The sequence below is a fragment of the Aestuariispira insulae genome, assembly GCF_003385955.1.
GTDB lineage: Bacteria > Pseudomonadota > Alphaproteobacteria > UBA8366 > Aestuariispiraceae > Aestuariispira > Aestuariispira insulae.
Genome location: NZ_QRDW01000013.1, coordinates 44,387 through 58,614, shown reverse-complemented (window position 1 = coordinate 58,614; position 14,228 = coordinate 44,387). Strand labels below are relative to the sequence as shown.

The 14,228-nt window shown below is 57.0% G+C and carries 13 protein-coding genes; 6 read left to right on the top strand and 7 right to left on the bottom strand.

The window, feature by feature from the left end; all coding sequences use genetic code 11:
- Positions 1 to 247: 247 nt before the first annotated feature.
- Genes DFP90_RS20190 through DFP90_RS20170 form a run of 5 tightly spaced genes read left to right on the top strand, consistent with a single transcriptional unit; the run spans position 248 to position 5,485 of the window.
- Complete coding sequence (locus DFP90_RS20190) at positions 248 to 1,216, top strand: ABC transporter substrate-binding protein (protein ID WP_115938857.1); 969 nt, start codon at positions 248 to 250, stop codon at positions 1,214 to 1,216.
- A 38-nt stretch (positions 1,217 to 1,254) separates the two neighbouring features.
- The gene (locus DFP90_RS20185) at positions 1,255 to 2,637 is read left to right on the top strand and encodes an MATE family efflux transporter (protein WP_115938855.1); all 1,383 of its coding nucleotides are present in this window, start codon (positions 1,255 to 1,257) and stop codon (positions 2,635 to 2,637) included.
- Positions 2,630 to 3,634 carry a FecCD family ABC transporter permease gene (locus DFP90_RS20180; RefSeq protein WP_218044758.1) on the top strand — a complete coding sequence of 335 codons (1,005 nt, stop codon included), beginning with the start codon at positions 2,630 to 2,632 and terminating at the stop codon, positions 3,632 to 3,634. Before DFP90_RS20185 ends, DFP90_RS20180 begins: the two co-directional genes overlap by 8 nt.
- Before the next feature lies 1 nt (position 3,635).
- On the top strand, positions 3,636 to 4,661 hold the full coding sequence (locus DFP90_RS20175; RefSeq protein ID WP_218044757.1) for a FecCD family ABC transporter permease: 1,026 nt from the start codon (positions 3,636 to 3,638) through the stop codon (positions 4,659 to 4,661).
- Between the two features lie 11 nt (positions 4,662 to 4,672).
- Positions 4,673 to 5,485, top strand: a complete 813-nt coding sequence (locus DFP90_RS20170) for an ABC transporter ATP-binding protein (protein WP_218044756.1) — start codon at positions 4,673 to 4,675, stop codon at positions 5,483 to 5,485.
- 14 nt (positions 5,486 to 5,499) lie between these two features.
- On the opposite strand, the gene DFP90_RS20165 is transcribed toward DFP90_RS20170, so the two are convergent.
- The 5 genes from DFP90_RS20165 to DFP90_RS20145 form a co-directional block, all read right to left on the bottom strand.
- Positions 5,500 to 6,528, bottom strand: coding sequence for a PLP-dependent cysteine synthase family protein (locus tag DFP90_RS20165; protein ID WP_218044755.1), 1,029 nt, complete (start codon positions 6,526 to 6,528; stop codon positions 5,500 to 5,502).
- Positions 6,529 to 6,536: 8 nt separating this feature from the next.
- Positions 6,537 to 7,934 (bottom strand): alanine racemase, encoded by a 1,398-nt coding sequence (locus DFP90_RS20160; RefSeq protein WP_115938846.1) that lies wholly within the window; start codon positions 7,932 to 7,934, stop codon positions 6,537 to 6,539.
- Positions 7,928 to 8,950: an ornithine cyclodeaminase family protein gene (locus DFP90_RS20155; protein ID WP_115938844.1), complete on the bottom strand. Its 1,023-nt coding sequence runs from the start codon at positions 8,948 to 8,950 to the stop codon at positions 7,928 to 7,930. The genes DFP90_RS20160 and DFP90_RS20155 overlap by 7 nt, the downstream gene beginning before the upstream one ends.
- A 45-nt stretch (positions 8,951 to 8,995) precedes the next feature.
- Positions 8,996 to 10,078, bottom strand: a complete 1,083-nt coding sequence (locus tag DFP90_RS20150) for a TauD/TfdA family dioxygenase (RefSeq protein WP_115938842.1) — start codon at positions 10,076 to 10,078, stop codon at positions 8,996 to 8,998.
- 127 nt (positions 10,079 to 10,205) lie between these two features.
- Complete coding sequence (locus tag DFP90_RS20145; RefSeq protein WP_147301074.1) at positions 10,206 to 10,619, bottom strand: ParB N-terminal domain-containing protein; 414 nt, start codon at positions 10,617 to 10,619, stop codon at positions 10,206 to 10,208.
- Positions 10,620 to 10,959: 340 nt separating this feature from the next.
- Here DFP90_RS20145 and DFP90_RS20140 point away from each other — a divergent pair, with 340 nt between their 5' ends.
- On the top strand, positions 10,960 to 12,486 hold the full coding sequence (locus DFP90_RS20140) for an alkaline phosphatase family protein (protein ID WP_115938838.1): 1,527 nt from the start codon (positions 10,960 to 10,962) through the stop codon (positions 12,484 to 12,486).
- Positions 12,487 to 12,495: 9 nt separating this feature from the next.
- On the opposite strand, the gene DFP90_RS20135 is transcribed toward DFP90_RS20140, so the two are convergent.
- Together DFP90_RS20135 and DFP90_RS20130 are read right to left on the bottom strand one after the other, a co-directional pair.
- The gene (locus DFP90_RS20135; RefSeq protein WP_181905478.1) at positions 12,496 to 13,275 is read right to left on the bottom strand and encodes an HAD-IIA family hydrolase; all 780 of its coding nucleotides are present in this window, start codon (positions 13,273 to 13,275) and stop codon (positions 12,496 to 12,498) included.
- The gene (locus DFP90_RS20130) at positions 13,268 to 14,119 is read right to left on the bottom strand and encodes a phosphodiesterase (RefSeq protein ID WP_115938834.1); all 852 of its coding nucleotides are present in this window, start codon (positions 14,117 to 14,119) and stop codon (positions 13,268 to 13,270) included. The genes DFP90_RS20135 and DFP90_RS20130 overlap by 8 nt, the downstream gene beginning before the upstream one ends.
- Positions 14,120 to 14,228: the final 109 nt, after the last annotated feature.

The following is a 14,228-nucleotide window of genomic DNA, read 5'->3' as shown; positions in this document are numbered from 1 at the left end:
GCCTGACCATTTTTTTAACCGGCACGATCATTATCATTTGTCAGCGGGGCCCTCCCATACCTCTGGTCTTGCCCTCATCACAACAAAGACTTGTTCTTTCGTCAGTCAATCACTCGACAGTTGACACTGAGAATGATTTGCAATAGCAATCGCCGTAGCCAGAGGAAACTCCAGCCATTTTCAATGTTGGTCGGGTGATGATCCCTTAAGGATCGGTCCGGCCGGGTTCACAGATGGGATTGCTGTAATGAGAAAAATGCGATTGTTCGGTTTGGTGTCTTTCCTTGGGTTGGCGGCAACGGTCGGGCTTCCAGCCAGTTACGCGGACGGGGTTTCTGTCATTGATGACCGTGGGGCCGTGGTCTCTGTGGAAAAAACCGACCGCATCGCATCGGTCTCCTATTTTGCTGCCGATACAGCGTTGGCGCTGGGGGTTAAACCGGTTGCCTCAACCTACATGCTGGAAGACCGCGACCCGGATTTTCTGCTGGGATTGATCGCGGATGCCAAAAAACTGGGCCAGCGCGCCAGCCCCAATCTGGAGCTCTTGGCGGATGCCAAGCCTGATCTGATCGTAGCGCTGCGCCGCTACACGGAAGCCAATGCCAACAGTTTCGAGGCTATTGCCCCCTTTGTCGCCTTCAGCCTGGAGACCTATGCGGACAGTGACCGTTCGATCCAGCAATTGGGCACGCTGATGGGTAAGGGAAAAGAGGCCCGCGCGCTCAACGCGAAATTCGCGGAAGATCTGGCCGCGTATGTTGAAAAGGCACCAACAGGGGACAAGCCGTCCTTCCTGTTTATCTGGGGCGGCGGCGAAGCACCCTGGGCTTTCTATAACGAGAATATGAGTGCCGCCATTGCCACAGCGCTTGGGGGGGAGAATGTCGCTGGCAATAACCCGACACCGCATGTTCCCGACAACACCGCCTTTGAAATGAGCCTGGAAACCATCCTGGCCGGAAATCCGGATGTGATCTTTGTTTATGATTACGGCCCGGACCGTCCGTTTGAAGCCAATCCGATCTGGTCCCAGTTGGACGCGGTGAAGAACAACCGGGTGATCTATGTGAAGGATCACTGGGTGGAGGCGCATGGTCCGATTGCGCGCCAGGCGGTTCTGGCGGAAGCGGCTCATTATCTCTATCCCGACTCCTTCCCGAAACCGGATGTTCGCCAGATCGCGGCCGGTATCATTCCCGCAGAAATCCAATAGCTGACAGCATGTAACGGAGGCGGGGGGAAACTTCCGCCATGTCCGCATCTTCAGACACGCATCGGAAAGGTATATCGGTGGTTCTTTCTTACTGGCAGGAATGCAGGCGAGTGGTTCAGCTAGCGACCCCTCTGGCACTGACCCAACTGGCTCAGGTGGCCATCTCCACAACCGACGTCATCATGATGGGCTGGCTTGGGGCGGGCGGACTGGCCGCAGGCGGACTGGCCATGTTCCTGTTCAATCTGCTGCGCACCATGGGGTTTGGTATGGTGGTTGGGGTCTCCAACCTGGTGGCTCAGGATGAAAAACACCGTGATCATATCCTGGCGGCAGCATTGGTGATTGCCAGCCTTTGTGCGCTAATTGCGGGGATGATGATGGTCTATGGTCCGGAATTGCTGCTGCTGATCGGGCAGGATTCTGGTTTGGTCAGTGCCACGGCGGACTATCTTCTGTGGATGGCGCCGGGCATGTTCCCTTGTTTCTGGTTCTATTGTTACCGGGGGATCTCGGTGGGGGAACGCCAGACCGGCATTTTGCTCACGATCACCCTGGTCTCCGTGCTGGTGAATGGCGTGCTGAACTATGTCTTCATCAAGGGCTTGTTCGGCCTGCCTCCGCTGGGGCTGTCCGGGATTGCCTTTGCCAGCAGCCTGGTTTTCCTGTTCTCCTTTGTTGCCATGGCACTGTTGGTGCATCGAGCCAAGACCATTCATCTCGCACGCGCCTTTGCCGATGGTATCGGCGATCCGATGCGTAAGCTATTGAAACTGGGCTTCCCGACGGCGGCCTCTTATGGATCGGAAGCCGGTTTCTTCGTGGTGGTCGCCCTTTTGATGGGGATGATTGGCACCGAGGCGCTGGCGGCCCATACCCTGGTCAATCAGATCATTTATATCATCTTCATGATCTCAATCGGTCTGTCGCATGCCACATCGGTCGGGATCAGTGAGGCCCGCGGTGGAAAATCAACGGCATCCCTGGCCATAGCCGGACGGACCGGCTTCCTGGTTGGTCTCGTCCTTATGATGGTGATTGGGGTCGCTTATTGGATCCGGCCCGATGTGGCGGTGCATTTGATCATGTTGAAAAGCGGGGATCAAAATCCAGCTGTTTTGACACTGGCGATCCAATTGATGGCTGTGGCGGCCTATCTGCAGATTTTCGATTGTTTGCAGAATATTGGTGTCGGGGCTATGCGTGGTTTGGGCCGGGCCGGGATATCCTTTTGGTTCACGATCGCGGGCTATTGGCTGATTGGTCTGCCGGCGGCCTATGGCATGGGTATCGCCAATGCGGGTGGTGCGGTTGGCATCTGGCAGGGGCTGGCCATAGGATTGGCGGCAACGGCGGTTCTGCAAATGGCCGGATTTGAGTTTTTCCAGCGTCGGATTACCGGGAGGCTGGCTGTTGAATAGCCCTTCCGCCCGACCTCTAATATGGGGGCCGCTGCCGGTTACCGTCGTCATCCTGGCCGTCATGGCCGGGGTGGCGGTGATCAGCCTGGGGGCAGGGGCCCAGCCCATTCCGGTTTCGGATGTGATATCAGTGCTGGCCAGGCCGGATGACAGCCTGGCCAGTATTATTCTCTGGAAACTGCGCCTGCCCCGTATTTGCATCGCGATCTTGGCGGGGGCCGCATTGGCCGCGTCCGGATTTGTTTTGCAATCGGTCACCCGGAACCCGCTGGCCTCTCCCTCGCTGACCGGGGTGACCGCAGGTGCGTCGCTTTTCATTGTCGCCTGTATTGTCCTTTTCCCATCGGTTTCGCCGCTTTTCTATCCGGTTGTCGGATTTGCAGGCGGTGCAGTCGCGGCCCTGATCACGCTGGCCCTGTGCGGAAAGGGCGGGAGATCCCCAATGCGCCTGGCCCTGGCAGGGGTGACGGTTTCTTTCCTGGCGGCGGCTTTGACCACGCTGTTGATGCTGGAAAGCGGTTCCCAGTCCGGCACATTGTTTTTCTGGCTCTCCGGCGGTCTTCAGGGCCGCAGCTGGAACCATTTCTGGATGCTCATGCCCTGGGGGGTGGGTGGCATTTTGGGGGTTTTATGCTGTCTTCGGCCGATGATCCTAATGTCATTGGGGGATGATGCGGCCCAGGCCATGGGGGCACATGTCGGGCTATGGCGCTATCTCCTGGTCGGGCTTTCGGTCTGTTTGGCCGGCGCGGTTGTCTCGGTGGCCGGGCCGATTGGCTTTATCGGGTTATGCATTCCCCATCTGGCCCGCCTGATGGTACCCAACAATGTGTTGTTGTCCCTGATTATGGCAATGGCGTTGGGCGCTTGTTTGCTGTTGGGGGCCGATCTCCTGGCCCGCAGCCTGGCCCCGCCCCGGGAATTGCCGGTGGGAGTGCTGACCGCCCTGATTGGTGGGCCGGTGCTGATCGCCCTGATCTATCGGCAGGCCCGGTAAGATGCGTGAATATGAAACAACAGCGCGGTCCTGGCGCCCCTGGCTGATGCTGGCCGGTCTTCTAACAGCGGTGACACTGGCAGTATTCCTCGGCGCGGCAGGTCTAACCGCCGGTGAGGTTTGGACAGCCCTGATGGGAGAGGGCGATCGGCGTACGGACACGATTATCTCACATATCCGCCTGCCCCGGGTGCTGACGGGTATGGTGATCGGGCTGCATTTCGCACTGTCCGGCGCCCTGCTGCAGGCGGTGACAAGAAACCCTCTGGCCGATCCGACGATCCTGGGTGTATCCCAGGGCGCGACGCTCGCTGTGATGATCTTCTTGTTGATCACCGTTTATTGGGACAGCACAGATGGCAGCATCTTATTCGCCATTCCCGTGGAGTATCTGTCGCTGGTAGGCTGTGCCGGTGGTCTGGTCGCGGGCCTGGCGGTCTTTCTGCTATCCATGAGAGGGGGCCTGTCTCCCATGCGGCTCACCTTAATGGGGATTGCGTTGGGGGCGGTATTGCATGCGCTGGCGCTTGGCATCCTGGCGGGCTGGGGGTCCACACGGGTGGAAAGCCTTTTGATGTGGATGTCCGGCAGTCTTTACGCGAGGGGCTGGCAGCATCTGCTTTATCTGTTGCCCTGGACGGTTTTGGCTTTTGGTTGCCTGCCCCTTCTGCGGCGTCCGATTGGCCTGTTGCAATTGGACGATGCTGCGGCGGCCTCCTTTGGGCTTTCCGTCCAGGCCTATCGCAGCCTGGTGTTGGCAGTGGCCGCCGGGTTGGCAGCCAGCGCGGTCGGTGTCGTGGGACCTGTCGGTTTTGTCGGTCTGGTGGTCCCCCATCTGGCCCGTTTCCTGGCCGGGCCGGACGGTCGATTCTATTTGGCTATGGTGGCCCTGCTGGGGGCCGGACTGACAGTTGGTGCGGATTTGCTGGGCCGGACGATCATGGCGCCGGGCGAGGTGCCGGTCGGGGTCGTGACCACCTTGCTGGGCGCACCGTTTTTTCTCTTTTTGCTACGCCGATACGGATGAGGGAGTTTGCCATGACAATCACCTGTGATGCCCTGGTTGCCGGATACGGAGAGCAAAAGGTGCTCAAAGGGCTTTCTTTGGCACTGAGCCCGGGGGCGATCAATGTTCTGATTGGCCCGAACGGGTGTGGGAAAAGCACTCTGCTGCGCACCGCGGCAGGTTTGCTAAAGCCGGTCAGTGGTGAGGTTCAGCTGGACAACAAGCCGATCGGCCAATGGCCGCGCCGAAAGCTGGCGCGTCAGATTTCCTTTCTGCCCCAGGCTCCGGTCGTGCCGGAAAATATGACGGTTGCACAGTTGGTCGAACAGGGACGCTTTGCCCATCGGGGTTTGCTGGGCGGGATGCGGGGAGAGGATCGGGATGCGGTCGATTGGGCTCTGGAACAGACTGGTTTGACGGCGTTTCGTGCACGGTCCGTGGCTGGCTTATCGGGTGGTGAGCGGCAAAGGGTTTGGATTGCTGCCGCCCTTGCCCAGCAGACACAAATCGTGCTGTTGGATGAGCCAACCACTTATCTGGATATCGGCCATCAGCTGGAGGTTCTGGAGCTGTTGCAGGATTTGAGCCGCAATCGCGCCCTAACGGTTCTGATATCCCTGCATGAAATCAGCCATGCACTGATGTTTGGCGACCGGATTTTCCTGATGGAAAACGGACATCTCCGGTTTGAAGGATCGCCCGCTGCACTGGCGGAGACGGATTTGCTGCAGACCGTGTTTGCGGTGGAAGGCAGTTTCCGCAGGCTTGACCGGGGGGTACTTGCTTTCCTGGGTGAGCGGTCCCGGGGACGGGATGCCCCCGGGGTTACGCTGGCAGCGGAATAATTCGCCAAGATCGGTCATCGGGGCGGGAAGAAACGATCGAGCTCGTCGAACAGACTGTCATTGGTCAGGCCGCGTGCGGCCATCCAGTCATCATCGAAAATAGTGTCGAGATATTTTTCGCCGCCATCGGGAATAATCACCGTGATGCAACCGGTCAGTTCTTCTTTCCGGATCGCGTCAATGGCGGCATAGACCGCGCCACCGGCAGAACCGCCGATTAAAACACCGAACCGGCGGGCCAGATAACGCGCGGTGGCAAAGGCCTCCACATCACCGACCTTGACCCCTTTGTCGATCAGGGAGAAATCTACGCATTCGCCGATCTCGGCACCTTCCGGGGTGCCGGTACCCGATTGGTAATAAGCGCCGCCAGGACCGCCAAACGCGATAGACCCAACCGGCTCAACGCCGATCATTTTTAGTTCGGGGATGCGCCGCTTTAGTATCCTTGCAGTGCCACAGGATGAACCGCCGGTACCAACAGCGGCCACCAGACTAGAGATATTAGGTCCCAATGCGGCGATCAATTCTTCCGCAAGAGCGGTGTAGCCATCATTATTGGCCGGATTGTTATGCTGTTCGGTCCAGAAGGCTTCTGGGTCTTCTTTGGCCAGTGTTTCCGCCAATTCCTCACGCGCGGCGGTGGATAGCTCTTCTCCGTCGCACCCCTCATCAACAAAGATCAATTCAGCGCCAAGGGCCTTCATGGCCCGCAGCTTGTCCTTGGCGGCATGGGAATCGACAATGGCGGTGAAGCGGTAGCCCCGCTCGGCGGCAATGGTGGCCAGGCCGAGACCCGTATTGCCGGAGGTGGATTCAATGATCCGCCCGCCGGGTTTTAACAATCCGTCACGCTCTGCGGCATCCACCATCGAGAGCGCCATGCGGAATTTCATATTCCCCATGGGGTTGAACGGTTCCAGTTTTAAAAACAGTGAAGCGTCATAGCCATTCGTTGGCAATTGCATCAACGGGGTGTATCCGACCGTATGGGTGTAATGATACACGATGGCCGGTCGGTTTGGCAGGGTTTGGTGTTCCATGATTAATCTCATCCTTGAATGTCGATGCCGGCGGTGGCGGCACAATAGGTTTCATCCAGGCACCAGGTGAAATCCGGTGCATTCAGTCCCACGGCAATTTTCCGGGGCAGGGGCAGTCCGTGAAATTCGCTTTCGTTGGAATCCATTTGATAACCGGCGGTGTTCGGGTAACAGAGGATGTCGCCGCGCCGTGGTTTTTGCGGAAAGGAAATTTTGCGCCAGGTCAGCATGTCGGAATCCAGGCAACTGACACCCCCGATCGAGGCCGGGTACGGTGATGGCGCCTCTGGTCTGGCAGGCAGCAGCAGCGGGTCGGGCAGAAACTCACTGTCGAACCATTGTTCGGACAGGCTAAAGCTGGTGCCATCGGCGGTGATGATGCCGTAATCGCCCCGATCCTTGACGCCCTGGACAGAGAATAGCGTGATCCCAGCCTGGTCGAGCAGCGCCCGGCCCGGTTCCAGCAATAGCTCGATCCCGGTTTCTTTCAAAAGCGCGGCCAGGCTATGGGTTTGACCGGACGGCTTTGTATCGAGGATGGCGGCCAGGGCGGATGGGCCATCATGGGGCTGGTGGTAGGGGTAATAGCCTGAGAAACGTTTGTTGCCGTGGAAATCCCCGGGCTGTTCCCGATCCAGGAAGGTCTGCCAGTCAGTTTCACGACAGTAGGAAACCGGCAATCCGCCGCCGATATCAAGTTTGCGGCAGTTTGGGAAATCCTGCCGGAGTTTTAGAAGCAACCGGGCTGTGGTAAAAGCCGCCTCGGCACGTTCCGGGATGGAATAGCCGGATAGATGGAAAGACAAGCCTTCCAGTTGAATCCCATCATCCAGTCTGTCCAGCATAAGGGACAGCCGAGCGGCGGCGATGCCGAAACGGGATTTTTCCTGGCTTTCGGGAGTCAGCCTTATGAGCGCGCGCAGCGGCCTGCCAACCCGCCTGGCGATAAACGAGGCCCGGTCCAGTTCATCCGGACTGTCTAGGGCGATGAGAAATCCCTGCTGGGCGGCCAGCGCCAGCAGGATATCACTTTTGGCCGGACCGCTGATGCCGATATGGTCGGGACGGATCCCGTTGGCCATGGCATTGGCGGCTTCTTCCACAGTCGCTGCATCCAGGCCAATCCCGGCCAGGGCGCTTTCCTGGACAAAGCTTTCGGCCTTGTTGGCCTTCTTGGCGAACATCAGATGATAGTGAAGGGCTCGCTGGTCCAGCACGTCTTCGAAGCGGGAAATGGTGTCCCTGAAAATTTCCGGGAAGAGCAAATGGACCGGTCCGCCAAAGCCCGATTTCAGGGCCCGGATAAAGCCTGTCTCCCGGAGCAGCCGGGTGATCCGCGGATCAATCTGGGCGGGGAGGGAGAGAGGCTCTCCCTCCGCTGGGCTTGATTGCGCCAGATTTACCATAAGGAAATCTTCCGTCCCAGGCCCTGCGCCACAGCGGCGTTGTAAAGCGCGCGGCCAACGGCCACATCGGTGATCACCAGGCCGCTGTTATAGGCAAAGACCTTCTGTTCATCATGGATCCGCGCTGGTTTGTTCCCAGCCAGGATATCCGGCAGTTCCGCATTGATCTTGGGGAAAGAACCGTCAGGCAGCGCGAAATCGGTGCCGGTCACGTGCATCTGTTCTTCCGATGTGGCGATCCGGTAATCAGCCTTGTGGAAGCAATCTGCGTTTAACCCATATCCAACCAACAGGCTCAGCGCGCCGGGTTTCAGCCAATCGGCCTGGACCTGATCCAGGGAGGCCGGGCCGGAAACCCCGATGAGGATGTCGGCCTCGCGGGCCGCCATTTCCAGATCCGGTGCGATTTTCAGGCTTTGGCCCGGATGGCATTGAGTGAAAAAGGCCTGAGCCTTTTCCAAACCGGTTTCATAGCGGCCAAAAAGGGCGATTTCCTCCAGCTGTGGAATCGCTTCCAGCAGCATCGGGCCGGCATATTGCGCTTGCATGCCCGACCCGACGATCAAGGCTTTTTTCGCATGGCGGGGCATGGCGGCCCTTGCCATCAGCGCGGATACGGCGGGAGTCCTGGCGGCGGTGATCCAGGAACAATCCGCCAAAGCCAGCGGTTGGCCGGTGGCATCATCAAATATCAGCAGGGTGGTGTAATAGCGCTGCATCTGGCGCTTGGGCCCACCGAAGAATTTGTAAGACAGTTTCATGCCCACCGTTGCGGGGTCGCTTTGCGCGCCCAGCATGGCATAAGCCATGGCTTTCTGGCCTGGGGATTCCATTTCGATCTTGGTCGGGTTCAACGCCTGGCCGCGACCAAGATCACCAAGGGCCGTTTCAATGGTGGAGAGCAGGGTTTTGTGGTCGAGCGCGATCTTGGCAATATCCTCGCGGCTGAGCAGGGTGACGGAATGATCGAGATCGTCTGCTTTATGCAGGTCTTCGGGGATGACAACAGTGGTCATGGGGTAAGCCTCTTTGATTTTTGTTTGGGAATTCTGACAGCGCGATCAATAAAGCTGTCGCGAACGCGTATTGGCGCGGTAATCCTGGGTCTTGCGGATATCTGCGGTGACATTCACCCGGCGGATCCAACGCTGGCGGGGGCCGTAATTGGGCTTGTATTTCGAGCGGCCGTGAACAGCTTTGTCATTGTCGATGATGACAAGATCGCCCGGCTGCATGACGATTTCAGCCTTATGCCGGTCGAATTTCTCATAAAGCCCGTCGATGGCCGCCTTTGTGGCGGGGTCATTGTCCACCACCTCCATAAAGGCCTGGTCCACCTGGATGAAACGTTCCCAGGCGGGACCGTAGATGGCCGGAATCACTGGCGGGTTTTCCATATGGGATTTAATCAGGGAGAATTGCTCGTCACTCAGCTGCCAATGCTGGCTGTCATTCTGCTCCGGCAGGTGGGCCTTGTCCGGCTGGATGACAAAACGCTTCTGGCGCAGGAGGTTTTCCTGGCTGGGATCAAGCTCGAAATCATCGATGGAACAGGTAATGGTCCGGGCCTGTTCCTCATTGCGGTAACAAAGCAGCGAGAGGAAGGTGGCGCGCCGCTCATGGAAGGCCTCTTCATTATGCCAGACCAGATCGACCGCACTGCCCGCGCCCAGTTGTTCATAGGCATCTTTCTTGATCGGTACGATATGGCGCATGAAGCGGCCATTTTCCTGGGTGACCCAACCGAAGATGTCGCCCACCAGGGCGGTGATCAAGCATTGATAGATTTCTTCGCGCAGAACCTTGGGGTTTTCCCAGGGCATGTCCCAATGGGACGGGGTGTCACCGATGCGGTGATCCTGCATCTGATAACCCCGGATCAGAGCGGTTCCCTTGCGTAACTGCAAGGTTTTGAAATGATACAGGAAGCGCCGCAGGCCAATGGGCAGTTCCTGGGCATGAATGGCGCATTCCTCGGCAAAATCCGAACTTTCCACCATGGAAAACCGGGGGGCCAGCATGTCGATCAATCGTTCGATCGCGGCTTTTTCAGACCGGTCCAGTTCATAGAGGGCAACGGTCTGAGGGACCGGTGCTTCAACAGGATAGTGAGGGGCGAGTGTGTTTTCTTCCAAGGCCAACATGGCATACCTCTGGGCTTTTTAATGGAAAACTCAACATTGTCCCCTCAACCGGTCACGGCCCGCATTTTTCTATGTTCTGGGCGCAGCAAACGGTTTGAATAATTCTGGTCGAATTTTGTGATGTGGATTAGGCGGCTTGCCGGATGGTGTCGGCTGGCTGGCGAAGAAGGGTGATTGGGACCTGGCAGGCGACAAGCCCTGCTGGAAACAGATGCCGGGTGGTTTTGTAGGGATAGAGCAGACCTTTGGCTGCGCGTTCCCGCAGTTGGTCCGGGGTGACGTTGAAACCGCTTTTTCGGCTGATCACTGGAATATCGTTATAGCTGAGGCGCAGCACCGGCACCCGCAACAGACCCAGCATTTTTGCCACCTCCAGCCGATGATGACCATCCATGACAAACAGGCTTTCCGCTTCAATGCAGATCGGACATCGCCAGATACCGGACGATTCTATTGTATGGGCCAAGCGCGCCGCACGGCGTTTCTTGATCCATTCTGTAGGCCGTAGATCATCGACGGCCATAAGCTCAACGGAAGACAAAGTAACCTCCTCTTTAAAATCTTGGCAGATCGTTTACTTCCGGTAGTTGTTAATATTGAGAATCATTCTCACCGTCAATGGGATTTCATTGCTGAAATGTGATTTTTTGAGGCAGTATAATTAGTTACAAAAATATTGATTATGGTTGCGATAGAAATTGGACTGTCGGGAAAAGAGACGATTGCGCCGGTCCGGGCTTTTGTCTATCGGTTCAAAAGGTCGCAATGTTGATACCTTGATCGCGTCGGATCATGGTAAGAAATATTGTTTCCGGGCCTTGTCAAATATCTGACACCAAATCACGGCATAACGGGGCGCGACAGGCAAAAGGATATTCCAGATGAAACGGGTATTGTTGATCACCATCGACCAGACGCGGGCGGATAGTCTGGCCTGCATGGGCCATCCTGCTGTGAAGACGCCGCATATGGATGCGCTGGCCGCTGATGGGGTTCTGTTCCGGAAACATTACAATAATGCGGTACCTTGCGGGCCGTCGCGGGCCAGCCTGCTGACGGGTATGTATCCGACCAATCACCGGATGATCACCAATGGTACGCCGTTGGACGCATCTTTCACCAATATTGCGTTGGAAATGCGCAAGGCGGGCTATGACCCGATGTTGTTTGGCTATACGGATACCACACCCGATCCGCGCTATCTGCCGCCCGATGATCCGAGCCTGACCACCTATGAAGGGCCGCTACCGGGTTTTACCGTGGCACAGGCCTTTCCGGAACATAGCCTGGACTGGGCGGCTTATTTGAAGCGCATGGGCTATGATGTGACGGAACCGGGCTATGGCATTTACGCGCCGGCAAACCCTGATGACGGCAAGGGGCTTTCCGCCCAGCCTTCGGTGTTCAAAGCCGAGGATAGCGAGACCGCCTGGTTGATGGATAAGGTGATCGATCATCTGGAATTTGCAGGCGATGCCCCGTTTTTTGTGCATGCCAGTTTCCTTCGCCCTCATCCGCCTTTTATCGCGCCGGAGCCTTATTGTGACCTTTATAGGGATGTGACGCTGCCAAAGCCAGTTGGCGCGAAGACGGTGGCCGATGAACGGGCGCAGCATCCGGCTATCGGTTTCTTCCAGGAATATGTCAGCCTGTCGAATTTCCTGAAAGGGGTCGAGGACCGGCCCCTGCGTGACCTGACGGAAGAGGATTTCCAGCAGATCAAGGCAACCTATCTGGCCCTGATCACGGAGGTGGATCATCATATCGGACGCCTTGTTCAATCCCTCAAAGAGAAAGGGATTTACGAAGATACCACCATTATCCTGACCTCGGACCATGGCGAGCAGATGGGCGATCACGGGCTTTTGGGCAAGGCCAGCATTTTCGAAAAGAGCTTCCATATCCCGCTGATGATCAAGGGCGGGCGGCGTGCTGCCCGGGGCGTGCAGGTGGATCACTTCACCGAGGCTGTGGATATCATGCCGACGATCCTGGATCTCTGCGGCCTTGAAATTCCGCATCAATGTGACGGGCGTTCCCTGGTGCCATTCCTCAAAGGGGTAGAGGCTGATGGCTGGCGCGATCATGCCTGCGGCCAGATTGATTTCCGCAATGTGATCACCAAGAAGGCGGAACGGAAGTTTGGCCTGCGTTCGGATCAATGCGCGGCATTATGGATCCGGGATGAACACTATAAATACATACATTTCAGCGGCCTTACAGCCATTCTTTATGATTTGGTTGAGGACCCGGATGAGACCAGGAATCTTGCCGGTGATCCGGCTTATGCACCGGTGATGCTGAAATATGCGCAGAAATTGCTGACCTGGCGGATGGTGCATGCTTATGGCGCGCTTGATGGGATGATGGTGTCGCTAGGCGGCGTGGTAGTCGACCCTGACCGCTGACAGGGGCGGCTAGAGAAGACAGCCGACGGTGAGGTTGGGGCTGACCCGGATGTTGGGCATGCGCAGGCGGGTTGCCCCCTCCATATCCGTGCGGAGATTGTCGCCGATCATGACCGCATTGGCCGGTGCTACATTTTCCAACGCGGCCAGGAATAAATCCGGTTCCGGTTTACCGATTACGGCTTTTGGTTTCAGGGCGGTTGCCATCTGTACCATCTGCAGGATCAGGCCGGTTTCAATGACTGGCAGGCCGTCCCTGCCGGGATGGGTCAAATCCGGATTGGCGGCGTAATAAGGAATGCCCCGGCTGACCAGTTCGATCACTGTCTGCACACTTTCATAGCTGAAGGCGGTATCCCGGCAGATCAGCACCAAGTCCGGCAATTCATCGGCATCGGCAGGTGCAATTGGTCTCAACCCTTGTTTTTTTGCGTAATCTTCAATGGCCGGGCTGGCCAGCAATAAAATGCGCGCACCTGGATAATCCTTTGCCAACAGATCTACGGCAGCGCTACCGGCCAGGATGATCTGGACCGGATCGATCTCAATGCCATAACCGTCCAGCTTTCGGGCCAGAGTTTGCGGCGTGTCGGTAGAATTATTGGAAAGAATGCGGAATTTCTGGCGGTAACGATCCACCAATGCCGCAGCACCGTCTATGGCTTTTCCGTCCTGGATCAGGCAACCGTCCAAGTCACACAGGATGCGTTCCTGACGGTCCAGGAGAAGACGGTAATCCTCAAGCTTGTCGGGTCTTATGCCCATGGGGCTCGGTTGATTGTCATTCATGGTGATCGAACCCGGTGGTGGCATAGTCATATTCGCTCAGCCCTTCCGGCGGGTCGCCCAGGTAAATCTCGTCATCATAGAGATAGTCATGCTCGTGTATCAGGGTGATTGTCTGATCTATGAGAACCACGCCATAAGCCGGCCGCTCGTAGGACATGGGCAGGTTGCCATCGGCCCGCCCTTCCAGATCCATCCAGACCTGATGGTTGGTGCCGCGCAGGGTGCTGAACGGGATGCCGAGCCATTCGCCGTGAATTGGCCGGTGGATATGGCCGAAGAAAATCTGACGGATGCGGGATTTGTACGGATGGATCACCGCTTTAAATTCCTCCTTCTGGATCAAGCCATATTGGTCCATGCCGGGCATGCCGATATCAAAGGGGGGATGGTGCATGAAGAGATAGACCGGCCCGCCGGTTTCTTTCAGGCGCGCACCAAGCCAATTGAGTCTTTCTTCGCAGAGCCAGCCCGCATGAGTGCCTTCCATCAGGGTATCCAGAAAAATCATCCGGCCGAAATCTGTGTCTGTCACGTCTTGGACATAGCCGTTTTCATCAGCCATGGCGTCTGGAAAGGCATTTCGGAACCGGGCGCGATGATCATGATTGCCAAGGATTAAGCGAACCGGCAGGCGCGATAACGCCAGGGCATCGGCCAGGGCCTGATATTCGTCTTCCCCGCCCCAATTGGTGAGATCCCCGGTAATCACGATGGAATGGGCATCCCCGTGATGTTTATTGATATCCGCCAGTGCCTGTTTCAGGCGCTGATGCGGATCCAGGCCATAGAGGCGGACTCCTTGCCCCACCAGATGGGTATCGGTCAGATGGATGAATTTCAACATGGTTCGGTTCCGGATTTGCCTTCTCTTCCTGTCTTTCTTATATCAATATTCGTTTCAGTTTGACTTATCATTCTAAGAATTTCTTATACCGCCATTGGATTTTGCATCA

Bases quoted from the DNA above. Each gene is read 5' to 3' on its own strand.
- DFP90_RS20190 (WP_115938857.1), top strand. From the start codon at position 248: ATGAGAAAAATGCGATTGTTCGGTTTGGTGTCTTTCCTTGGGTTGGCG.
- DFP90_RS20185 (WP_115938855.1), top strand. From the start codon at position 1,255: ATGTCCGCATCTTCAGACACGCATCGGAAAGGTATATCGGTGGTTCTT.
- DFP90_RS20175 (WP_218044757.1), top strand. From the start codon at position 3,636: ATGCGTGAATATGAAACAACAGCGCGGTCCTGGCGCCCCTGGCTGATG.
- DFP90_RS20170 (WP_218044756.1), top strand. From the start codon at position 4,673: ATGACAATCACCTGTGATGCCCTGGTTGCCGGATACGGAGAGCAAAAG.
- DFP90_RS20165 (WP_218044755.1), bottom strand. From the start codon at position 6,528: ATGGAACACCAAACCCTGCCAAACCGACCGGCCATCGTGTATCATTAC.
- DFP90_RS20160 (WP_115938846.1), bottom strand. From the start codon at position 7,934: ATGGTAAATCTGGCGCAATCAAGCCCAGCGGAGGGAGAGCCTCTCTCC.
- DFP90_RS20155 (WP_115938844.1), bottom strand. From the start codon at position 8,950: ATGACCACTGTTGTCATCCCCGAAGACCTGCATAAAGCAGACGATCTC.
- DFP90_RS20150 (WP_115938842.1), bottom strand. From the start codon at position 10,078: ATGTTGGCCTTGGAAGAAAACACACTCGCCCCTCACTATCCTGTTGAA.
- DFP90_RS20140 (WP_115938838.1), top strand. From the start codon at position 10,960: ATGAAACGGGTATTGTTGATCACCATCGACCAGACGCGGGCGGATAGT.
- DFP90_RS20135 (WP_181905478.1), bottom strand. From the start codon at position 13,275: ATGAATGACAATCAACCGAGCCCCATGGGCATAAGACCCGACAAGCTT.
- DFP90_RS20130 (WP_115938834.1), bottom strand. From the start codon at position 14,119: ATGTTGAAATTCATCCATCTGACCGATACCCATCTGGTGGGGCAAGGA.